Raw genomic sequence first — 21,333 nt, 5'->3', positions numbered from 1 at the left:
ATCTCAGACCAGCTGACGGCCCTTGGCGTCGATCGCGTTGGCGACCGCTTCGTCCGTGGCTTCGTCGGGCAACAGCATCTCGTTGTGGGCCTTGCCCGAGGGGATCATCGGGAAGCAGTTGGCGAGGTTGGCGACGCGGCAATCGAAGATAACCGGCGCCGGCGTGTCGATCATCTTGCGGATCGCTGCGTCGAGCTCGCTCGGCTTGTCGCAACGGATGCCGACGCCGCCATAGGCTTCCGCCAGCTTGACGAAGTCAGGCATCGCTTCGGTGTAGGAATGCGACAGGCGGTTGCCGTGAAGCAGCTGCTGCCACTGGCGCACCATGCCCATGTACTGGTTGTTGAGGATGAAGATCTTGACCGGCAGGCCGTACTGGACCGCGCAGGACATTTCCTGGATGCACATCTGGATCGAGGCGTCACCGGCGATGTCGACGACGAGGCTGTTCGGGTGCGCGACCTGCACGCCGATCGCCGCCGGGAAGCCGTAGCCCATGGTGCCGAGGCCGCCCGAGGTCATCCAGCGGTTCGGCTGCTCGAAGCCGAAGAACTGGGCTGCCCACATCTGATGCTGGCCGACTTCCGTGGTGATGTAGGTGTCGCGGTCCTTGCTCAGCTCATAGAGCCGCTGGATCGCATATTGCGGCATGATGACGTCGTCGTTCGGCGCATAGGCGAGCGAATTGCGGGCGCGCCACTTCGTGATCATCTCCCACCAGTCCGAGAGACGTGCCTTGTCGGTCGACTTGGAAGCGGCGCGCCAGAGGCGAACCATGTCTTCCAGAACCGTGCCGACATCGCCGAGGATCGGCACGTCGACGCGGACGTTCTTGTTGATCGACGACGGGTCGATGTCGATGTGGATCTTCTTGGAGTTCGGCGAAAACGCGTTGAGGCGGCCGGTGATGCGGTCGTCGAAGCGGGCGCCGATGCAGATCATGACGTCGCAGTCATGCATCGCCATGTTGGCCTCATAGGTGCCGTGCATGCCGAGCATGCCGAGCCAGGCCTTGCCGGAGGCCGGATAGGCGCCAAGCCCCATCAGCGTCGAGGTGATCGGGAAACCGGTGAGCTCGACCAATTCGCGCAGCAGATGCGAGGCTTCAGGGCCGGAGTTGATGACGCCGCCGCCGGAATAGATGATCGGCTGGCGCGCATTGCGCATCAGTTCGACCGCTTCCTCGATCTTCTTCAGATCGCCCTGCTTCTTCGGCTGGTAGCTCTTCTGGGTCGGGACGGCAGACGGCGGCGTGTAGGTGCCGGTCGCAAACTGGACGTCCTTCGGGATATCGACAACGACCGGGCCCGGACGGCCGGACTGGGCGACGCGGAAGGCCTCATGGATGATGCGGGCGAGATCGTTGACGTCGCGAACCAGCCAGTTGTGCTTGGTGCAAGGCCGGGTGATGCCGATCGTGTCGCATTCCTGGAAGGCGTCGGAGCCGATCAGCGAGGTCGGAACCTGGCCGGAGATGCAGACGAGCGGGATCGAATCCATCAGCGCGTCCTGCAGCGGCGTCACTGCATTGGTAGCACCTGGGCCGGAGGTGACCAGCATGACGCCGACCTTGCCGGTGGAGCGGGCATAGCCTTCGGCCATGTGGCCGGCGCCCTGCTCGTGGCGAACGAGGATGTGCTGGATATCGTCCTGCTGGTGGATTTCGTCGTAGATCGGAAGCACGGCGCCACCGGGATAGCCGAAGATATGCTCGACGCCATTGTCCTTCAGTGCCTGGAGAACGATCTCCGCGCCTGTCATCTGGTTTTCTGTACCGCTCATTGACTTGCTTCCGTCCCTTTTCCCAGTTGGGTGCTTAGCTTGTTTGAAGGCATAAAAAAAGGCCCCGTCAGGAGCCTCGTTCAGCGCATGGGTGGCTACCGCCGGATGGTTACACCATCCTGCCCATGCGCCGTCCCACCACAAGAATAACCGCAAAATTTTTCATGGGCCGAGTTGATAAACACAAATGCCTGAGGCGTCAACGGCTTTTCGTTACACGATCCGGCGCTTTCTCGGAACATTGTTGCGCAAACCGTCCGAGAAAGCTGCGCGAACAGGCCCATAGCGACTACGGCAAGGCACCGCTTGTCTCATGACGCGCAAGGGTCATCGTCCCCCGGCTTGACGGCGATGCGGCTTGGCGCTACCTCCCTTTCCGGGCTTCAGATCCCCGCCGCTCGCAGGCTTCCAGTCTCGGTGAAATCTGACTTCTGACGATATCCTCTCGCCCCGATCGCATTTCGTGTGGCAGGCAATGCGAGCCCCTCCTCTTCCCAATCGAAATGCGAGAACAGGAGTGCGGGATGTCCAAGGACACCTCCAAGCCGAATGCCTACTTGACCGCGCCGCTCGGCGCGATCTTCTTGAAAACGGCGCTGCCGATCATCTTCGTCATGAGCATGAACGGGCTGTTGACGGTGGCCGATGCCATCATGCTCGGCATCTATGTCGGCGCCGAAGCCGTCGGCGCCGTGACCACGGTGTTTCCGATCTTCATTCTCACCGTGGCGTTGGCCACCCTCGTCGTCAGCGGCATGGCGAGCCTGCTTGCCCGCCATCTCGGCGCCGGCCGCTTTGCTGAAGCCCGCGGCGTCTTCGCCGGCGCCCACATACTGGCGCTGACGATCGCTGTTGCACTGGTCGCGCTGTTCGCAGCCTTAGGCGACCGCCTGGTGCTGACGCTCACCAATGGTCCGGGGCCGCTCGCCAGCATGGCCGAGCGCTATATCGCGATCATCATCTTTTGCGCGCCCGTCCAGTTCCTGCTGGCGGTGCAATCGGACGCGCTCCGATGCGAGGGACGCGCCGGGCTGATGGCCGGCCTCAGCCTGCTGGTCTCGCTCGCAAACCTTGCCCTCAATTATGTGCTGATCGCGCTGCTGGACATGGGTGTCGCGGGGTCCGCGACCGGCACCGTGCTGGCGCAGCTCCTCGCGCTCGGCCTCATCGTCCTCTTCCGCCTGTTCGGACGCACGGAACTGCGGCTCTCCGCCCTCCTCCGGCATAACCCGCTGACGGGATGGAGCCGCATGATCGCGCTGGGCAGCCCCCAGAGCCTCGGCTTCATCGGCATGGCGCTGGTGTCGGTGACGATCATGGCGGCGCTGCAGAAGACGGCGGCCGAAAACTACGCCACCACGGTCGCCGCCTACGGCATCATCACCCGCATCATGACCTTCGCGCTGCTGCCGCTCTTGGGCCTGAGCCAGGCGATGCAGGCGATCGTCGGCAACAATGTCGGCGCCGGCCTCGCGGACCGGGCAGAAAGGATGCTGCGGCTTGGCATGCTTGTGGCGTTCTTCTACTGCCTCGCCGTCGAGGTGCTGCTCCTCGGCTTTGCCAGGCCGATTGGCGCGACCTTCGTCGACAACGATGCGGTCATCGCTGACGTCGCGCGCATCATGCCGGTGATGGTCGCGATGTACGTCTTATCCGGACCGCTGATCATGCTCGGCAGCTATTTCCAGGCGATCGGCGATGCGCGCCGGGCGGCGATCCTGGGGCTTGCCAAGCCCTATCTCTTCACCATGCCGCTGGTCGCACTCTACGCGTCGAGCTTTGGCGAACCCGGCATCTGGTTCGCCATGCCGACTGCAGACGCGCTGCTTCTCGCGGTCGCGCTGCTGGTGTTGTGGCAGGCCTCGCGCCAACGACCCGCAACGGCTCCGTCAGGCTGATCTGCGCGCGACGCGCCGGTTCTCCGGCGCGTCGCAGTCCCTATCGCTAGAACCGCGAGAACCCGACAAGCGACGGCATGATGGAACCGCGGCCATCGTTGATGAACGGCGCCAGCCCCGCGGCCACCTCTTTGCTCGGATTGCCATAGACCTCGAGCCGCTCCACCGAGCAGTGGGCGGAGACGTCGTTGATGTGTGCATCCGACATTTGCCAGTGCCGGAGCACGTCCTCAGAATTGCGGTAGAGCTGGATGCTCACCGCCTGCATCTCTTTCTCGTCGATGAACGTCTGCACCATCAACTGCGGCGCATGCTCTTCGACGAAGGCGATCGCGCTGCGCACCGCCTCGCGGAACGGTTCGAGATGGCCGGGAGTAATCCTCATCAGATTTCGGAAAAGCAGTTGCTCGGTCATGCATCCTCCATGTCGCGTATTGCTGGCTCCTCGGGCCGAATCCGGGCCGAAGATGGCGTTCGGGCCAACGCCGATGGAGAGGTTTGTAAGAGCTCAAGCTTGGTTGAGGTCAAGCGGCAGATACCAGAGCAATTTTGGAGGTCGGCCGCGTCCGCATGCACCGGCCATTAACACTTGCCGTGGCAAATTAGCTTGGCTGCATGATGCAGCTTAAAAACAAAGGCAATGAGATGCTTGACCTTTCCGTGCTCACACCTCTCCTCCTCAGTTTCGGCGCGATCTACCTGTTCTTCCGCTGGGTCGTGTTCGATATGAACGCCCCGAAATAGACCCTCGCGCTCCAAGCCTGCCTCCGTGAGAGGCCTGCGATCCCTGCCGGAGCGCACGGAGGCACCCCCTATTCATCGACAAGCCTGGCGACGAGATCACCGAGCAGGCGCTCGAGCTCGGCGTCATGCCCCTTATTCAGCGCTTCCAGCCCCACCACCTGGCGCATGATCTGCACGCCGGCGACGAGCGACATCAGCAGCGCCGCGCGCTGACCTGCATCCGGGCCTGAAAGCGCCTCAGTGACGTTCTTCTGGTGGTGGCTTTCGACCACCTGTCGCGCGATATCGACCGCACGCTCGTTGGAGATCGAGCGGAGCATGATGAGGAAGCCGTCGAGCGCGGTTGCCTCCGGCTCCGTCACCTTCAAAAGCGCGCTTGCGATGCGCGCTGCCCGGTCCGGTGCGCTGAGCGTCTCCGGCGTGGCGATGATCGGCCGTTGGTTGGCGGTCGAAAGCACTTCGGCAAAGAGCCCCTCCTTTGAACCGAAATAGCGGTTGATCAGCATCGCCGTAACCCCGGCCCCTTCAGCGATCTCGCGCACACCGGCGCCTTCATATCCCGAGGCGATGAAGGCGGAGCGTGCGGACTCAAGAATTGCGGCGCGCGTGGCGTTCGCGTCGCGGCGGCGCCCGTCCTTTTCGGCAGGCCGCTTTTCTGCGCCCCCTTTTTCAGCAGCCCCCTTTTTGGCAGGCATGGCCCCTCCTTAGTATACATCTGTAGACATGATCATGAATCGGAAGTATACAGACGTAGACTTGCCGCTGCAACGCGCCTTGCAAGACAGCCTTCATTCCATCCACGGAGCCTCACGTGACCAGCATTTGCGCCTATGGCGATAGCCTGCATTTCTTCCGCTCCTGGCTCGCAGATCCACTGCGCGTCGCCTCGGTCACGCCGTCCTCCCGGTCGCTTGCCCGGTTGATCACGCGCGAGATCGACCCTCGCTATGGCCCGGTGCTCGAACTCGGTCCCGGCACCGGTGTCTTCACGCGCGCGTTGATCGAGCGGGGCGTGCGCGAGGAAGACCTTGTGCTGGTCGAATCCGGCCCTGACTTTGCAGCCGTCCTGAAGGCGCGTTTCCCGGCCTCCACCATTCTTTCGATCGACGCGGCGCGGCTTGCCGATGGTCATTCCGAAATTCCCGCAGGCATCGGCGCTGCGGTCAGCGGCCTGCCGCTGCTCTCCATGCCCACCCGCAAGGTTATGGCAATCCTTTCCGGTATTTTCCTGCACATGCGGCCGGGTGGCCATCTCTACCAGTTCACCTACGGTCCGCGCTGCCCCATCCCGCGGCCGCTGCTCGACCGGCTCGGCCTTCGCGCCCGGCGCATCGGCGGCACCATCAGAAACTTCCCGCCCGCCTCCGTCTACCGGATCAGCCGGCGCAAACCCTTCGCGGCCATGGGCAGGACCTGCGACTGACGCAACGAAAGAAGATGAAAACCGATGAATGAATGTGTTCTTGTCACCGGCGGCACCGGCTTCGTCGCCCGCTGGTGCATCGTATCTCTGCTCGAAGGCGGATACCACGTTCGCGCCACCTTGCGCGATCTCGCAAAGGCCGACGCCGTCAGGCGCTCGATCGCCGCCGTCAGCGACGCGACAGACCGACTGTCCTTCGCCAGGGCCGATCTGACCGGAGATGACGGCTGGGCCGAGGCGATGGAGGGCTGCACCTATGTCCTGCACGTCGCGTCGCCGCTCGGCGGCATTCCCGGCGGCGGCCGCGACGCCTATGTTACGCCGGCCCGCGAAGGCACGCTGCGGGTGCTTTCCGCCGCCGTCGATGCGGGCGTCCGGCGTGTGGTGATGACTTCGGCAGCCGCCACGACCCGGCCGCCGCTGGACTCAGGCCTTGCCAGCGACGAGACGCGCTGGGCCGACCCCGACGACCCACAATTTGACAATTACCGGGTCTCCAAGATCCTCGCCGAGCGTGCCGCCTGGAAGTTCATGGAGGGCAAGGCGACGGAGTTCGCCACGGTGCTGCCCGGCGCCGTCTTCGGTCCGGTGCTTTCGAGCGAAAATCTCGGCTCGGTGAAGATCATCGGGGACCTCGCTGGCGGCCGGCCGCGGTTCCTGCCGCGCCTCGGTTTCTGGGTGGTGGACGTACGCGATCTCGCCGACCTGCACGTCACCGCCATGACCGCGCCTGAGGCCGCAGGCGAACGCTTTCTCGCCGCCGGCGACTTCCAATGGATGGAGGAGATCGCCGCCACGCTACGCCTGGGCCTCGGCGTCGATGGCCGCAAGGTGCCGACGCGACGGCTGCCGACCGCGCTCGTGCGGCTGCTGGCCCCGCTCAGCGCCGATTTGAAGCCGCTGGCCCCGCTGCTCGGTCGCAAATTTGCACTGTCATCCGACAAAGCCCGGCGCCTGCTTGGCTTTGCGCCGAGGTCCGTGAACGCCACCATCCTCGACTGCGCCCGCAGCCTGATTGCGGCCGGCGGGCGCTGATTTCAGCCGACCGCAGGGCTACACCTGCGGCGGCAGCAGGAACAGCGTCATGGCGAAGATCACGTAGACGGTGAGCGCCAGCACGCCCATGTACCAGGCAGACCGCCCGCCGTTGGAAAGCAGCGTCGCGGCCATGGTCGCGACCAGCATCATCACGATCGCCCCCGGCCAGAACTGCAGGTCCATCGGCTGCGGCCCGAGCACGTAGCTCAGAAGCACCAGCAGCGGCGCGACGAAGAGCGCAATCTGCACGGCGCTGCCGAGCGCTATGCCGACGCTCAGGTCCAGCCGATCCTTGCGCGCAGCGGAAAAAGCCGTCGCCATCTCGGCCGCAGCACCGACGAGCGCGACGACGACGAAGCCGACGAAGGCCGGCGTCATGCCAAGCTCTTCGGCCGCAACCTGCACCGAGCCGACGAAAACTTCGCTGACGAGCGCCACAAGAACGGTCACCACCAGCAGCACGATGATGCCCGTCGCCAGCGGCCAGTGCGGTTCATCACCGCCATGCTCAGAGGTGGCCGAGACGAACAGCTCGCGATGGGTCTTCAGCGAAAACAGCATCCAGAGCCCATAGGTGATGATGAGAAGGACGGAGAGGCCGGCGCTCAGCTGTTGGGTGAAAGCCGTCTGCGGCTGGCCGTCGGCAGCACCGATCAGCGAAGGCACGAGTACGGCGATCGTCGCCATGAACAGGAGGCTCGCCAGAAAGCGCGCATTCACCCGGTTGAACTCCTGCAGGTGAAACTTGAGCCCGCCGAGCAGAAACGAACCACCCAGCATGAACAGCGTGTTGGTGACGATCGCGCCGGCGATCGAGGCCTTGACCAGCAGATACTGGCCGGCAGCAAGCGCCATCAGGGCGATGACGAGCTCGGTCAGGTTGCCGAGCGTTGCATTCAAGAGCGCGCCGACCGTGTCGCCGGTGCGGGCCGCAACCGCCTCCGTCGCCTGGCTCAGGAGCGCCGCCAGCGGCACGATCGCCGCCACCGACAGCAGGAAGAGCAGCGTATGGGCGTCCGGCCAGATGTGCTCGCCGGCGATCGCGATCGGCACGAAGACGATCAGCCAGAGTATGGGTGTCCGACGAAAATAGGCAATTGCATCGCTCATGGCTTCCCCTCGCCCGCTTCCCGCTCGCCCTTCGAGCGTCCGTGGCCGGCAACGCCCCTGACGGTCACCCGAACGGACGTGCCTGGCCTATGGTTGAATTATCCCGCGTCCTCTCGCGTTCTGCATTGACTTTCATCAAGTCGAAGCGTGCCCGGCGCCCAGTCTCAGACCCGCTGGATCAGCGCCCGCCCGATCGGCTTTTCCGGCTCGCCGCTCAAGACAAGCGACGTCGTCACGGCGCCATAGCGCGCGATCGTGTCGACGATCGTTTCAAGCTCGCCCGGCGTCGGCACCAGCACCTTGAGAAGGAAACAGTCCTCGCCGGTCAGCCGCAGCACCTCGATCACCTGCGGCATCTCGGAAAACTGCTTGAGGCAGGCACGGATATGTTCGTGCGTCGTCTTCAGGCGGATCACCGCCATCATGCCAAGCCCGAGGCGTGCCGCATCGATGCGTGCGCCATAACCGGAAATGATGCCGCGCTCCTCCAGCCGCTTGACCCGCTCCGAGGTCGCCGGCTGCGACAGACCGATACGCCGCCCGAGCTCCGAGATCGCGATGCGTCCGTCTTCCTGCAATACCTCGATGATCGCGATATCGGTCGGGTCGAGGGCAGAACGGTCAACCGCCATGTTTCACCTTTAATCCATCGGCAAACGGCCGCACTTTCCGATGATTGCGCATTCAGATGGTCAAGGGAAGCTGGCAGTCTCCCCCATGTTGAAGATGAGAGGACGACATGAACGATATCATCATCCTGCCCGGCATCGGCGGTTCCGGCGAGGCGCACTGGCAAACCCGATGGGAGAATGCAGACCCTCACTTGCGCCGTTTCCAACCGGGCGATTGGGATCGTCCGCAGCTTGCCGACTGGATCCAGGCGCTCGACAGCGCCATTGCCTCAGCAAGCGAGCCACCCCTTCTCGCCGCCCACAGCCTTGCCTGTCTGCTCGTCGCCCATTGGCATGCGGTCCGCACCCGTCCTGTCGCCGGCGCTTTTCTCGTGGCGGTTCCCGATCCGACGTCTGCGGCCTTCCCGGCGGAGGCTGCCAGCTTCGCCAAGGTCCCGACGGAACGCTTCCGTTTTCCCTCCCTTATCGTCGCGAGTTCCAACGACCCCTTCGGCACCATCGGCTACGCGCAGATGCGGGCGGCGCAATGGGGCAGCCGGTTCGCCGAAGCCGGCGCCGTCGCCCATATCAACGGCAAGAGCGGGTTGAGTGACTGGCCGGAAGGGCGGGCGCTGTTCCGGTCGTTTGCTCAGTGCATCAAACCATCGGAGGGCTGAGGCGTCACACAGTCCGGCCAACGTCGGCGAGCTTTCCCGACAGTTTGCTCAGGGAGAGCGCACAATCTTGCAAGTTATGCGCTAATCATGCCAAGTGGCGCCACAACCGCCCGCCAGGAACCACGCATGACGCCGACCGTGTCGCTGACGCCATATTACCGCTACTTCGCCCTCGTTTGCCTGGCGTTGACAGGAGTCTGCGTGGCCGGGATGTTCGCCTACGAGACCCTTGTTGGCCCGATACCGAAGGGAACTGCATACGGCGTCTGGTTTGCGCAGACATTGTCATCGGCTACCGCCACAGCCAGCCGTTTCGTGCAAAGGCATCGCCGATGCCCGACGGAAGAAGAGAAAGCGAAACTGGCCCGCGTCTCCTTGGGCTTAGCCACGGCAATTAGCATTCTGCCGGGTGTTGCAATTGCTGCTTGGGTCTACGTCATGGCGTTTGTATTTGGCGACCCAGGCTATGAGATCGCCTACTACGTCAACCGGCAGCAGTTCGTCTCCCTGCTGATGTCTCTGGACATGGTTCTCTGTCTCGTGATCGCAGGCGGTATGGCCCTCCTCCTGACCGTCTCGTACTTCATGATGCGCTGGCAGTACGGTAGCTCGGCGAGGAGGATGGCCGGCCGGCTATCGCTCTGACAGGGAACTAAATCGGAGTGCGCAAGTCGCCATGCCGCTGCCCGTGCCCCGCGTGCTCGAGCGTGCAACATCTCGAAACCACTTGTTAAATCCCCTTGGCTAACATGAAGCGCCGTATTGCCGGGGTTTCTCGCGTTGCTGAACAATGAACTTCATTCCTCGATCCGTGCCGGAGAGCAGGATCGCCGTGACGGCCTGAAGCCCGGCAACCGGTTCCTCGGACGGGTGGTTGCCTGCAACGGCGCGCGCGCGACGATCGCTGCGATCGCAGAGAGCGGCGAGACGTCGCTGACCGAACTCTGGTCCGTCGGCCGGCTGATTTCCATTTCCGTCGGCAGGAACCGCGTGGTGGCGCTGGTCTATTCGATGCAGACCACCTCCAGCGAATGGGGCGAAGAGACCAACAACACCTTCCGCATCGAAGTCGAACTGATGGGCGAGGTCCATAGGGGGCCCGACGGTCGTGAAGAGTTTTCCGCCGGTATCAGCCAATATCCCTATCTCGGTGCCATCGCCCACCGCATCCGCGCCGCCGACCTTGCGCGCATCTACGATTCCGGCCGCAACGACAGCTGCATCATCGGCAAGCTGACCCAGGACGAGAGCCTCGACGCAACCATTCACGTGCCCTCGATGCTCGCCAAGCATTTCGCCATCGTCGGCACGACCGGCGTCGGCAAGTCGACCGCGGTCACGCTGCTGCTCAACAAGGCGATCATTGCCGATCCGAAGCTGCGCGTGCTGATCCTCGACCCGCACAACGAGTTCGCCGCCGCCTTCCCCGACCTTGCCGTCGTCATCGACACCGATACGCTCGACCTGCCCTTCTGGTTCTTCCGACTGGAGGAGTTCGCAGAGGTGATCTTCCGCGGCCGTCCGGCGCCGCCGGACGAGCTCGACATGCTGCGCGACATCATCCCCGAGGCGAAGAAGGCCTTCCGCGGCGGCGGCGACGCCGGCATCGTGCGGCGCCAGACGGAAAAGAGCTCGATCACCGCCGACACGCCGGTGCCTTACCGCATCGCCGACCTCTTGGCGCTGATCGACGAGCGCATCGGCCGGCTCGAAGGGCGCAACGACAAGCCGCATCTGCGCTCGCTCAAGGTCAAGATCGTCTCGGCGATCAACGATCCGCGCTATCATTTCATGTTCTCGTCGAACACGATCACCGACACGATCCAGGATACGATCGCCCGGGTTTTCCGCATTCCAGGCGACGGCCGGCCGATCGCCACCTTCCAGCTGGCCGGCATCCCCTCGGAAGTCGTTAATTCCGTCGCCTCGGTGCTTTGCCGCATGGCGTTTGAAATCGGGCTCTGGAGCAATGGCGGCATCCATATGCTGGTCGTCTGCGAAGAGGCGCACCGCTACGTGCCGGCCGATCCGTCGCTCGGCTTCCTGCCGACGCGGCAGGCGATCGCCCGCATCGCCAAGGAAGGCCGCAAATACGGCGTATCGCTCGGCATCATCACCCAGCGCCCCGGCGAACTCGATCCGACGATCCTGTCGCAGTGCTCGACGGTCTTTGCCATGCGGCTTGCCAACGACCGCGACCAGGACATCATCCGCTCGGCCATTCCGAACTCGTCGACATCGACGACGAGCTTCATTTCCTCGATCGGCAATGGCGAGGCAATCGCATTCGGCGAGGCGGTGGCCGTGCCGATGCGCATGCGCTTTTCTCGCATCGCCGAGGAGCGCCTGCCGCGCGCCCACGGGATCATCGACCGGATCGACGAGGACCATCCGCCGACCGTTGACCTGCGCGCGATCGTCAGCCGCATGCGCGCCATCAACGGGCCGGATATTTCGAACTTCCAGCAGAGCTACATGGCGGCGCAGACCGTGAGCGAAGAGCAGCGCTGGGAGACCGAACTGGGCGCCACGGCAGAAGCCGAGCCGCAACCGGGCCTCAGCGAGCCGCAGGTCGAGATCGAGCCCTATCGTCCGGACATGCTTCCGCGCGCGCCTGCCCCCGTCAATCCGGAGCTGGAGCGCTTCAATCAGATCCGCCAGCAGCTCTTGAACGAGCCATCCCCGGCCGATCAGGCCCAACGCCGTTCGCAAACGGCTGACCCGGCGTCCGGCGAGCGGCCGCGCCAGGGCTCGCTGCGCGAAAGCCTGTTGAAGCGGCCCCTCGGCAGCATCATCCGCAAGACCTAGGCAGCGAACGCGTGAAACTGCGGGCGCCCCATTTGCCCGATGACAACCAGAGATGTAAAAGCGTTTTGTCCAGACATTCGCTGCGGGCGGCAGTGCGTGAACAACTCTGGAGGGGAATAGCGGCTCGCTGGGTGGTCGCACGCGTCCTTGCGACCGAAGGTCCTCCAGGGGGCGCTCCACATTAACGCGATTGCCCGATGGCGTCGCAGACCGATAGAATAGAAGTTTCAAGCGCTTCGACATCTGATCGCGCACGCCTTTCGGTGGCAGCGGAGAAAAGGCCTTGCCAGAGAACGACTACGATGCCTTTGCGGCAGCCTATGATGCCGACAACGAGAACAACGCCTGGAACGCCTATTACGAGCGGCCGGCGACTTTGGCACTCGCCGGCGACGTCGCCGGGCTTCGGGTGCTCGACGCCGGTTGCGGCGGCGGAGCGCACGCGGCAGCGCTCATCGAGCGCGGCGCCGCGGTGACGGGCATCGATCGCAGCGCCGGTCTTCTGGACATCGCCCGTCGACGCCTCGACGGGCGTGCGCAATTGCTGATGGCCGATCTGAGCGAACCCTTGCCGTTCGACGACGGTGCCTTCGACCTCATCGTGGCATCCCTCGTCATGCATTATCTGGAGGATTGGTCGCTCCCGCTTTCCGAGTTCAACCGGGTGCTACGAAAGGGCGGCCGTCTGGTGTTTTCCACGCACCATCCGTTCATGGATCATTCCCTTTCCGGTCACGACAACTATTTCGAGACCTATCGCTTCGACGATACCTGGGAACGGGGCGGCAGGACCATCCACATGCGCTTCTGGCACCGCCCGCTGCACGCCATGTTCGATGCGCTCAAATCAGCCGGATTTGCCACCGAGACGGTGAGCGAACCGGAGCCCGATCCGCGTGCCAGCACGCTCTTTCCGGACGCCTACAGGAGCCTGACGACCAAACCGCGCTTCCTCTTCTTCTCGGCCGTGAAAGCGTGAGCGCGACAGCCTTCTCGACGTTTTGAAGGGCCGAGCAGGAGGAAGTCATATCCCGAGGATTTGCTCGTGCGCGCCCGTTGCGCCCCAGCGGACGATTTCGGCAAGGATCGGCAGCAGCGCCTGCCCCTGGGCGGTCAGACTGTATTCCACCTTGCGCGGCACCACGGGATAGTCCCGGCGGCTGATCAGGCCCCGCTCCTCCAGTTCCCGCAGTTCGCGGCTGAGAATACGCGGGGTGATCGGCTTACCGAGTCCGCCACGAAGCAGCGACCGTCCGATTTCGCCATAGCGGTGCGTCCCGCCTTCGAGCACGCAGAGGATGTGCAGCTTGTAGCGCCCGCCGACGATCTGGTTGAAGGCGATGGCGGGGCAGAGCCGGATATGGCTCATGTCGAGACCGGTCAGGCTGGACACTTTCGGCCCGACACCTCGGTCCGATGCCACGGCTTGTTCCGTCATGTCGGCCCCCCCGTACTATCCTTTTTGTCCGTATTTACGATATCGTACCAGAGAGTTAGCGTGCTTTCAGCAAACAATGCGGGAGGAAAGCACGATGGCTGACATGGCGCAGGCACACGCGACAGTAAAGTTCGAGACGGCTTTCGGAGCGCGGCCATGAGCATGGAGATGACCGTGCTGGCGCTCGGCTGCATCTTCGGCATCATCCAGGTTTTTGTCGCGGCGCAACTCCAGACGCGCCAGAACGGACTGGCCTGGTCGCTCTCTTCGCGCGAAGCGGCCGGGCCGCCGCCAACGCCCCTCGTCGGACGGCTGAAACGCGCGCAGGCAAACTTCCTCGAGACTTTTCCCTTCGCCGCGTCCGCGCTGCTTGCGGTCGAAGTCACCGGCGCAAACAACACGACGACGGAACTCGGCGCGATCGTCTGGCTTTCGGCACGGCTCGCCTTTTGGCTCGCCTATGCGATCGGCATTCCCGTGCTGCGCTCGGCCCTGTTTGCGACCAGCATCATCGGGATCGGACTGGTGCTGTGGCCGCTGCTGGCGTGACTGGTCCGAGCTGATCAAGCGCAGGCACAAGCAAGCAAATCACCCCCTGAGGTCAGGGTAATCCCACGATGGCGCCAGACGGCGGCGTGCCGCTTTCACCGCTTCGGCGTAGTCTTCGCGAAAGGGTGCGACCAACTGCTTTTGAAGGTCTGCCAGCACTGCGAGCAGCACCGCGCATTCGGCCGTGCTTTCGAAACAGGAGGCGTCCGGCGTTGGAACTGCGTTCTCCTCGCTCCAACGCGACAGAAGTTCAAAGAGCACCAGGGCTTCATCGGGAGACAGACGGATTTCCGCGCTGTCAGGAGACGTTTTCTGCTCGTCTGTCATGATCGGGACATGGCATGCGCCGCCCGAACCTGCAAGCCGCCCCGCTCACAGCAAGGCATCAGCGCCTATCCTGCAAGGGAACTTTGCCGCGGGCCGACCGTTGTCGTGGCGACATCCTGGGGTAGGATCAGTCAGCCGGTTTTGTTGACACCGACGACAACGGGAGCGCGCCATGGTCACAAGCATCACGCCCTTTCTGATGTTCCAGGATGGCGTCGCCGACGACGCCATGGCCTTCTACGACTCGCTGTTCCCGAATGCCGAGGTGCTGGAAGTCGAGCGCTATGGACCGGATGAGCAAGGTCCCGAAGGCAGCGTCAAGGTGGCGCTTTTCCGGCTCGGCGCGCAGCGGGTCAAGTGCATCGACAGCCCGGTCCGGCACGCCTTCGATTTCACCCCGTCGTTCTCGTTCTTCGTGGAATGCCAGAGCGAGGATGAGATCATCACGCTTTATGGCATGCTCGCCGAAGGCGGGGCAGTGCTGATGCCACTCGACAATTACGGCTTCAGCCAGCGCTTCAGCTGGGTCACCGACCGCTTCGGCGTGTCCTGGCAGCTGAACCTCGCCGACTGATCCGCAGCAACGGCGCTCGTCAAAGCACCTCCTCGGCGCTCGAAATGCGCTGCCAGCTGTCGTCGAGCTGGTTACGGAACCAGGTCATCTGCCGCTTGGCATATTGTCGCGTTGCCGCAGCGCCCATCTCGATCACTTCGGCCTCGTCGAGTTCGCCCTTCAGAAGGGCTGCGATCTGGCTGACGCCGATCGCCTTCATGATGGGCATTTCCGACGGCAGCTCGAGCGCAAGCAGCGCCCGCACTTCGTCGATCGCGCCGCCGGCAAGCATCAACTGGAAGCGACGGTTGATGCGGTCGTGCAGGAGCTTTCGCTCCGGCAGCACGACATATTTTGTAGCCCGGTCCGGGTCGACGATCATGGGTCCGGTCTGCTGTTGGAAGAAGCGGATCGGCTTGCCGGTGGCCTCCACCATTTCGAGCGCCCGCACGATCCGCTGGCCGTCACCGGGCTTCAGTGTCACCGCCGTTTCCGGATCCCTGGCTTCGAGGTCGCGATGCAGCGCCTCCGCCCCTTCCGCCTTCAGCCGCTCGCGCAGCCTTTCCCGGATCGCCGCCGGGATCTCCGGCATGTCCGAGAGACCACCGGTCAGCGCCTTGAAATAGAGCCCGGTGCCGCCGACAAAAACCGGCAAGCGTCCCTCGCCCTTGAGCTGAGCGACCAATGCCTGCGCTTCACGCGCCCAGGCACCGGTGGAATAGGCGGATGCCGCCGGCACATGGCCGTAAAGACAGTGCCCTATGCCGCCCATGTCGGCCTCGTCCGGCCGCGCCGTCAACAGCCGCAGCGTGTCATAGACCTGCATGCTGTCGGCATTGACGACCACGCCGCCGTGTCGGCGCGCCAGTTCGACGGCAAGCGCGGACTTGCCGCTGGCGGTCGGCCCGGTTATCAGGATCGCGTCGCTCTCGGTATCAAGGTTGTTGTCCATGGCTCTCGTTGCCACGCTTATCGCCAATCCGTCAAATCCTGTTCTGACGCCAGCACTGGCGGAAGCAGCCGCTGACGCCGTCAAGGCATCCGGCCTCTATTGGCTCGCCGATGGCATCGCCTGCGATATCGCGCTGACCGACGGCACCGATCCGGATGCCGCCGAAACCCTGCTGCGCGGCGTGATCGGCGATGCACCGGTCGATGTCGCCGTGCAAGACGCCGAGAGCCGCCGCAAGAAACTGCTCATCGCCGACATGGACTCGACCATGATCGGCCAGGAATGCATCGACGAACTCGCCGCCGAAGTCGGCCTGAAAGACAAGGTGGCGGCGATCACCGCCCGCGCCATGAACGGCGAGATCGCCTTCGAGCCGGCGCTGATCGAACGCGTAGGACTTCTGAAGGGCCTGCCACTTGGCGTCGTCGACGAGGTCATCGCCAAGCGCATCACGCTGACGCCGGGCGGAAAACAACTGATCGCAACGATGAAGAGCAAGGGCCACCATACCGCGCTCGTCTCCGGCGGTTTCACCGTCTTTACCGGCCCGATCGCCGAGATGCTCGGCTTTGACGAGAACCGCGCCAATACGCTGATCGCCGAAGACGGCATCCTCACTGGCGAAGTCGCCAATCCCATCCTCGGCAAGCAGGCCAAGGTCGATTCGCTGATCGAGATCGCCGACCGCCTCGGCATCTCGACGGACGATGCCCTTGCCGTCGGCGACGGCGCCAACGATCTCGGCATGATCCAGCTTGCCGGCACCGGCGTGGCGCTGCATGCCAAGCCCGTGGTCGCCGAGCAGGCGAAGGTCCGCATCGACCACGGCGACCTCACCGCCCTTCTCTATCTGCAGGGCTATCGCAAGACGGATTTCGCCGGATGATCATTGCCGAGACTGAGCGGCTGCGCATCCGCGCCTGGAAGGAAAGCGATCGCGATCTCTTCTTCGCGATCAACAGCGATCCCAAGGTGATGGAATTCTTTCCCTTCCGCCGCAGCCGCGCGGAATCAGACGCGCTGTTCGACCGCGTCGGCAAGGGCATCGCCGAAACCGGCTTCGGCTTCTTCGCCGTGGCGCTCAAGGCCGACGACAAGCCAATCGGCTTCTGCGGCCTCGCGCTCACGGATTTGGAGCCGCACCTGCCCAAAGGAACCGTCGAAATCGGCTGGCGACTGGCTCCGCCCTACTGGGGCAAGGGCTACCTCACCGAAGCGGCCAACGCCCTGCTGCGCTACGGCTTCGAGGAAAAGGGCTTGAGCGAGGTCGTCTCCTTCGCGGTTCCCGCCAACACCCGCTCGACCGCTGTCATGCAACGGATCGGCATGCACCGCGACCCAAGTCGCGACTTCGACCACCCCCGCGTCCCAACCGATCAGCCGACCCTGGTTCGGCATGTGCTCTATGCGATCAGCGCCGAGGAATGGCGGGCGCATCGTTCAAAGGCCGGGAAATAAGCTGCCGCTTCGTGGGTTGCCCTCTCTGTCTGCCGGACATCTCTCTCCGCAGGCGGGAAGAGAGACGCCAGCCGCACTGGCACTACCCAACCACCTCTGAAGAATGGCGGGCGTTCGCCATATCTTTCCTTCTCCCCGCGTGCGGAGAGACGGTGCCGGCAGGCGGATGAGGGGCAAGCGCTCGCCCTGAGGATAAGGGCCGCCTCACCGCTTTCGCCCCGCCCCCGGGTAGCTCCGTTCGATCCAGTCGACAAAGGCCCTGGCCGCCTCCGACAGCGCCTCGAAGCGCCGCGCCACAATAAAGAACGCGCCATAGGGCACAGAGGCGTCGAACGGCTGGATCAGCCGGCCGGCGGCGATGTCGTCGCGGGCATGGTCGCGGTCGATGAGGCCGACGCCGCTGCCGCGCAGCGTCGCCTGCAGCACCATCGAGCCATCGGCGAAGATCGCGCCGCGTGCAAGCTTCACCGGCGCGGTGCCGGCCGCCGCAAACCATTGTTCCCAGAGTTGCCGGTTATCCTCATGCAACAATGGATGCTGCAACAGGTCTTCGGGTCGGTCGAGCGGCGGCCCGGCGCCGGCAAGCGCAGGCGTGATCACCGGGACCATCTCCACCTCGGCAAGGGGCCGCGCCTCCACCCGCGACCAGGCGCGGGCGGTCAAGCTGTGGCGGATGGCGATATCGGCCTCGCCGCTTCGAAACTCGGCGAGCCGCGACTCCGCATCGATCACCAGATCGATCTCCGGATGCGCCTCCTGAAATTCCTGCAAATGCGGCACCAGCCAGCAGCCGGCAAAGGATGGTTCGGCGCTGACCTTCAGCGTCTGCGACAACCGCCGCCCCGAGAGCGCGTCGAGGCTTTCGCCCACCATGTCGAAGGCAGATGTCAGCGTGCCGAGCAGCGCCTGACCATCGGCCGTCAACCGCACACCGCGGTGGAGCCTCTCAAACAGCGGCCGGCCGATCAGCTCTTCGAGCTCGCGCACCTGCCGGCTGATGGCCGCCTGCGAGACGAAAAGCTCCGATGCAGCCAGTGTGAAACTCTCCAGTCGCCCGGCCGCCTCGAAACTCCGCAACGCTGTCAGGGGCAGTCGGCCGCGCTTCATGCATAACCTCAAGTTATCCGAAGGCGACTGTAAACTCGTTTGAGGGGTGCCGGCAAGTGGAGTGAAATGCTTGCAAGAAAGGAGGTGCGGCAATGCATACGATTATCGAAATTCTGTTCGAAGCCCTCAGGCTGATGACCTTCCAGCCGGCGCGCAAGCCGTCCCCGCACCCCAGGCAAGCGAGCGAGGACTGCTGAAAGAAGGGCACCTCACCGCTTCTCGAATGCCCCTCACCCTAACCCTCTCCCCGCAAGCGGGGAGAAGGTCGCGGCAGCGGGACCGTGTCTGTGCCCATCATGAGCGCGCTGCGGCCCGTCGGCCGAACCGCAGCCTTGAATCAAAACCTGAGGACGTGGATTCAGCCTCTCAGCCCCAGAGGCGATAGCACTGAAAAGATTCAGACAATCGGCCTCGACCGAAAGCGGCGCTGCGGCATCGATCCGATGCCGCAATAGCAACTGCCGAAAGGCGCGATGCGTCCTACTCCACCCGAACGGTGACGAAGCGCAATTCGCCGGACTTGTTGGAGATCAGAAGGGCGGCGTGGCGACGGCCGCTGGATTTCAGCTCCTCGACCCGGTCGGCCACGTCGGCGGGCGTCTCCATCGCCTCCTGACCGACCTCGACGATGACGTCGCCCGCCTCTACGCGCCGCTCTGCCGCGACCGAATTCGGCGCGACCTCGGTGATGACAACGCCGTCCACGTCTTCGGCAATGCCGTATTTCTTGCGCGCCTCTTCGTTGAGCGTCGCAAGCTTCATGCCGAGCACGACGTCGGTCGCTGGAAGCGGCGCAGCCTCCGGCTTGTCAGCCTTCGACCCCTCGTCGCCGGTTGCCGCGTCGGCACTTGCAAGCGCGCCATCCTCGAGGCGTCCGAGCGTCACCTTGACTGTCTGTTCCTTGCCGTCGCGGATCACCACGACATCGACCGCCTTACCGACGGGGCTTTCGGCGACCACGCGCTTCAGGTCGCGCACCTCGCCGACATCATGGCCGTCGAATTTGACGATGACGTCGCCGGCCTTGATCTCGCCGTGCGTGATCGGCCCGCCTTCGATGATGCCGGAGACGAGCGCGCCGCGCGGCGCGTCCATCTTCAGGCTCTCGGCGATATCGTCGTTCACCGGCTGGACGCGCACGCCGAGCCAGCCGCGACGCGTCTCGCCGAAGTCCTTGAGCTGAAGTACCACATTGGCGGCAAGTTCGGTCGGCACGGAGAAGCCGATGCCGATCGAGCCGCCCGTTGGCGAGATGATCGCCGTGTTGATGCCGATCACTTCGCCGGCCATATTGAACAGCGGCCCGCCGGAATTGCCGCGGTTGATCGCAGCGTCCGTCTGGATGAAATTGTCATAGGGGCCGGCGTTGATGTTGCGGCCGCGCGCCGAGATGATGCCGACCGAAACGGAACCGCCAAGGCCGAACGGGTTGCCGATCGCCATCACCCAGTCGCCGATGCGCATCTTGCGCGAATCCCCGAAAGGCACGGCCTTCAGCGGCGCCTTCGGCTCGACCTTCAGCAGCGCGAGATCGGTCTGGGTGTCTTTGCCGACGAGCTTCGCCTTCAGTTTGCTGCCATTGGCGAAGTTGATCTCGATGTCGTCGGCGCCCTCGATCACGTGGTTGTTGGTGACGATGTAGCCAGAGGGATCGATGACGAAGCCGGAGCCGAGCGATTCGACCGTGCGCTGGCGGTTACCGCCCTGATTACCCTGGCCCTTGAAGAATTCATCGAAATAGCGCTGGTAGGGCGAGCCCTCCGGCACCTGCGGCGCCGGCGCATCATCGTCGTTCTTGACCTTCTGCGAAGTCGCGATGTTGACGACGGCATCCAGCAGTCCGGCGGCCAGATCGGCGACGGAGGCCGGGCCATTGCTCGGCGGCCGGATCGCCGTGTTCTGGGCGAGTGCGGTGCTGCTGAAGGCAAGCGCGCCTGCGAGCGCCAGAACGCCGAGGGAGGCGCCAAGCGAGTGTACTCGGGATTTTGATCGCGTGGACAATTCGCTTCAGCTCCTCTGGCTGTGTGCGGTGACACCGGCACACCATAGCACTTTGATTCTTCGCATAATTCCGCCTCGACCGAAACCGTCGGCCGGGCTTATGCGGCAGATTTGACAAACGCAAGCCGCAAGACCGCGACGTCCGACTTTCCTCTGAAGATAAGGCGGAATTCGGAAGGGTCCAAACACGATTTCCTGATCCTTGCGCGCACGGGTGCGAAAGGACGGGCGTTCCCGGCCGAGCCTTTAGGTCGAGGCCGGGCGTGGCTGATCAGGTGGTGAGCTCGTGGCCGTGGTCTTTCAGCGCCTGGACCGCCTTGTCGAGATCGGAGCCGGCAACGAAGATGTAGTCGGTGCTGAAGGTCGAATTGGCAAAGACGCCGACGCCGGCATCCGAAAGCGGCCGGAGCACCGAGGCGAGCACGCCAGGCACGTCAAAGGCAAAATGCTGCTCGACGCGGAAGCAGCGCCAGCCGAGCGAACTCTGGACGCTGGACGGCACGCGGGCGGCCCGGCAGACCAGTGTCATCTCCTCGCGCGAGCTCGACACGGTCCAGAAGCCCGGCCCCGGCAGCCATTCCGGCATGCTGGAGCCGATATTGAGGCGGGTGATGGCGTATTCGGCATCGACCAGCCGGATCAGCAGTTTATGTGGCATTTCGCATTATCCTCGAAGCAACCATACAAGTCCGACCCCGGCAGCCACGCAAACGAGCCCCGCCAGTCGAAGCTGATGTTCGGGGACATACGGCAAACGCTTCGCCATTTCCACCAAAACCAAAGGGGCCAGTGCGTACACCAGCCCCTCGATGATCAGGAAGAAAGCGAATCCTGTCAGAAAGTCTGACATCGCCCGC

23 protein-coding genes are annotated in these 21,333 nt (G+C 63.9%); 11 read left to right on the top strand and 12 right to left on the bottom strand.

The genetic code is table 11. From position 1 onward, the window contains the following. Window positions 1-3: 3 nt before the first annotated feature. Window positions 4-1,782 carry an acetolactate synthase 3 large subunit gene (locus tag ASD63_RS01290; protein WP_034792684.1) on the bottom strand — a complete coding sequence of 593 codons (1,779 nt, stop codon included), beginning with the start codon at window positions 1,780-1,782 and terminating at the stop codon, window positions 4-6. Window positions 1,783-2,306: 524 nt separating this feature from the next. On the opposite strand from ASD63_RS01290, the gene ASD63_RS01285 reads away from it, so the two are divergent. Next, on the top strand, window positions 2,307-3,680 hold the full coding sequence (locus ASD63_RS01285; protein WP_034792681.1) for an MATE family efflux transporter: 1,374 nt from the start codon (window positions 2,307-2,309) through the stop codon (window positions 3,678-3,680). A 46-nt stretch (window positions 3,681-3,726) separates the two neighbouring features. Here the strand turns inward: ASD63_RS01285 and ASD63_RS01280 are convergent, their stop codons facing one another. Then, on the bottom strand, window positions 3,727-4,095 hold the full coding sequence (locus ASD63_RS01280) for a hypothetical protein (RefSeq protein ID WP_034792678.1): 369 nt from the start codon (window positions 4,093-4,095) through the stop codon (window positions 3,727-3,729). A gap of 397 nt (window positions 4,096-4,492) precedes the next feature. Continuing rightward, window positions 4,493-5,119: a TetR/AcrR family transcriptional regulator gene (locus tag ASD63_RS01275; protein WP_063979478.1), complete on the bottom strand. Its 627-nt coding sequence runs from the start codon at window positions 5,117-5,119 to the stop codon at window positions 4,493-4,495. A gap of 116 nt (window positions 5,120-5,235) precedes the next feature. Here ASD63_RS01275 and ASD63_RS01270 point away from each other — a divergent pair, with 116 nt between their 5' ends. Beyond that, window positions 5,236-5,847: an rRNA adenine N-6-methyltransferase family protein gene (locus ASD63_RS01270; protein WP_034792675.1), complete on the top strand. Its 612-nt coding sequence runs from the start codon at window positions 5,236-5,238 to the stop codon at window positions 5,845-5,847. A 24-nt stretch (window positions 5,848-5,871) separates the two neighbouring features. Next, window positions 5,872-6,882: an NAD-dependent epimerase/dehydratase family protein gene (locus tag ASD63_RS01265; RefSeq protein ID WP_034792671.1), complete on the top strand. Its 1,011-nt coding sequence runs from the start codon at window positions 5,872-5,874 to the stop codon at window positions 6,880-6,882. Window positions 6,883-6,900: 18 nt separating this feature from the next. Here the strand turns inward: ASD63_RS01265 and cax are convergent, their stop codons facing one another. Together cax and ASD63_RS01255 are read right to left on the bottom strand one after the other, a co-directional pair. Further along, window positions 6,901-7,995, bottom strand: coding sequence for a calcium/proton exchanger (cax, locus tag ASD63_RS01260; protein ID WP_034792668.1), 1,095 nt, complete (start codon window positions 7,993-7,995; stop codon window positions 6,901-6,903). A 164-nt stretch (window positions 7,996-8,159) separates the two neighbouring features. Further along, window positions 8,160-8,627, bottom strand: coding sequence for an Lrp/AsnC family transcriptional regulator (locus tag ASD63_RS01255; RefSeq protein WP_034792656.1), 468 nt, complete (start codon window positions 8,625-8,627; stop codon window positions 8,160-8,162). A 107-nt stretch (window positions 8,628-8,734) separates the two neighbouring features. On the opposite strand from ASD63_RS01255, the gene ASD63_RS01250 reads away from it, so the two are divergent. The 4 genes from ASD63_RS01250 (at window position 8,735) to ASD63_RS01235 (ending at window position 13,070) form a co-directional block, all read left to right on the top strand. Next, window positions 8,735-9,283 carry an alpha/beta hydrolase gene (locus ASD63_RS01250; RefSeq protein ID WP_034792653.1) on the top strand — a complete coding sequence of 183 codons (549 nt, stop codon included), beginning with the start codon at window positions 8,735-8,737 and terminating at the stop codon, window positions 9,281-9,283. A 126-nt stretch (window positions 9,284-9,409) separates the two neighbouring features. Further along, window positions 9,410-9,928: an ABZJ_00895 family protein gene (locus ASD63_RS01245; RefSeq protein WP_034792648.1), complete on the top strand. Its 519-nt coding sequence runs from the start codon at window positions 9,410-9,412 to the stop codon at window positions 9,926-9,928. A 135-nt stretch (window positions 9,929-10,063) separates the two neighbouring features. Then, the gene (locus ASD63_RS01240) at window positions 10,064-12,091 is read left to right on the top strand and encodes an ATP-binding protein (RefSeq protein WP_034793613.1); all 2,028 of its coding nucleotides are present in this window, start codon (window positions 10,064-10,066) and stop codon (window positions 12,089-12,091) included. Window positions 12,092-12,374: 283 nt separating this feature from the next. Then, a complete protein-coding gene (locus ASD63_RS01235; protein WP_034792645.1) occupies window positions 12,375-13,070 on the top strand; it encodes a class I SAM-dependent methyltransferase in 696 nt (231 codons plus the stop codon). Between the two features lie 45 nt (window positions 13,071-13,115). On the opposite strand, the gene ASD63_RS01230 is transcribed toward ASD63_RS01235, so the two are convergent. Continuing rightward, window positions 13,116-13,529 (bottom strand): helix-turn-helix domain-containing protein, encoded by a 414-nt coding sequence (locus ASD63_RS01230; protein WP_234798701.1) that lies wholly within the window; start codon window positions 13,527-13,529, stop codon window positions 13,116-13,118. 156 nt (window positions 13,530-13,685) lie between these two features. Here ASD63_RS01230 and ASD63_RS01225 point away from each other — a divergent pair, with 156 nt between their 5' ends. Continuing rightward, window positions 13,686-14,078 (top strand): MAPEG family protein, encoded by a 393-nt coding sequence (locus ASD63_RS01225; RefSeq protein ID WP_034792642.1) that lies wholly within the window; start codon window positions 13,686-13,688, stop codon window positions 14,076-14,078. Window positions 14,079-14,117: 39 nt separating this feature from the next. Here ASD63_RS01225 and ASD63_RS01220 read toward each other — a convergent pair whose 3' ends face one another. Next, window positions 14,118-14,405, bottom strand: a complete 288-nt coding sequence (locus tag ASD63_RS01220; protein WP_034792640.1) for a hypothetical protein — start codon at window positions 14,403-14,405, stop codon at window positions 14,118-14,120. A 172-nt stretch (window positions 14,406-14,577) separates the two neighbouring features. Between ASD63_RS01220 and ASD63_RS01215 the strand changes: the two genes are divergently transcribed. Beyond that, window positions 14,578-14,979, top strand: a complete 402-nt coding sequence (locus tag ASD63_RS01215) for a VOC family protein (protein ID WP_034792637.1) — start codon at window positions 14,578-14,580, stop codon at window positions 14,977-14,979. 19 nt (window positions 14,980-14,998) lie between these two features. Here ASD63_RS01215 and miaA read toward each other — a convergent pair whose 3' ends face one another. Beyond that, window positions 14,999-15,910: a tRNA (adenosine(37)-N6)-dimethylallyltransferase MiaA gene (gene miaA, locus ASD63_RS01210; RefSeq protein WP_034792634.1), complete on the bottom strand. Its 912-nt coding sequence runs from the start codon at window positions 15,908-15,910 to the stop codon at window positions 14,999-15,001. On the opposite strand from miaA, the gene serB reads away from it, so the two are divergent. Further along, on the top strand, window positions 15,909-16,796 hold the full coding sequence (gene serB, locus ASD63_RS01205; RefSeq protein ID WP_034792631.1) for a phosphoserine phosphatase SerB: 888 nt from the start codon (window positions 15,909-15,911) through the stop codon (window positions 16,794-16,796). The two genes, miaA and serB, sit on opposite strands and share 2 nt — an antisense overlap. Further along, window positions 16,793-17,368, top strand: coding sequence for a GNAT family N-acetyltransferase (locus ASD63_RS01200; RefSeq protein ID WP_034792629.1), 576 nt, complete (start codon window positions 16,793-16,795; stop codon window positions 17,366-17,368). Before serB ends, ASD63_RS01200 begins: the two co-directional genes overlap by 4 nt. 204 nt (window positions 17,369-17,572) lie before the next feature. Here ASD63_RS01200 and ASD63_RS01195 read toward each other — a convergent pair whose 3' ends face one another. The 4 genes from ASD63_RS01195 to ASD63_RS01180 all read right to left on the bottom strand — a co-directional run bounded on the left by ASD63_RS01195 (window position 17,573) and on the right by ASD63_RS01180 (window position 21,326). Next, window positions 17,573-18,475, bottom strand: a complete 903-nt coding sequence (locus ASD63_RS01195; RefSeq protein ID WP_034792628.1) for a LysR substrate-binding domain-containing protein — start codon at window positions 18,473-18,475, stop codon at window positions 17,573-17,575. 480 nt (window positions 18,476-18,955) lie between these two features. Beyond that, on the bottom strand, window positions 18,956-20,476 hold the full coding sequence (locus tag ASD63_RS01190) for a DegQ family serine endoprotease (RefSeq protein WP_051659253.1): 1,521 nt from the start codon (window positions 20,474-20,476) through the stop codon (window positions 18,956-18,958). 271 nt (window positions 20,477-20,747) lie between these two features. Continuing rightward, a complete protein-coding gene (locus tag ASD63_RS01185; protein ID WP_034792627.1) occupies window positions 20,748-21,134 on the bottom strand; it encodes an ACT domain-containing protein in 387 nt (128 codons plus the stop codon). A 6-nt stretch (window positions 21,135-21,140) separates the two neighbouring features. Beyond that, window positions 21,141-21,326 carry a DUF2065 domain-containing protein gene (locus tag ASD63_RS01180; RefSeq protein WP_034792618.1) on the bottom strand — a complete coding sequence of 62 codons (186 nt, stop codon included), beginning with the start codon at window positions 21,324-21,326 and terminating at the stop codon, window positions 21,141-21,143. Window positions 21,327-21,333: the final 7 nt, after the last annotated feature.

It is taken from the genome of Ensifer sp. Root558 (assembly GCF_001427045.1).
Classification (GTDB): domain Bacteria; phylum Pseudomonadota; class Alphaproteobacteria; order Rhizobiales; family Rhizobiaceae; genus Ensifer; species Ensifer adhaerens.
This window is presented reverse-complemented; position numbering and strand designations above follow the sequence as displayed.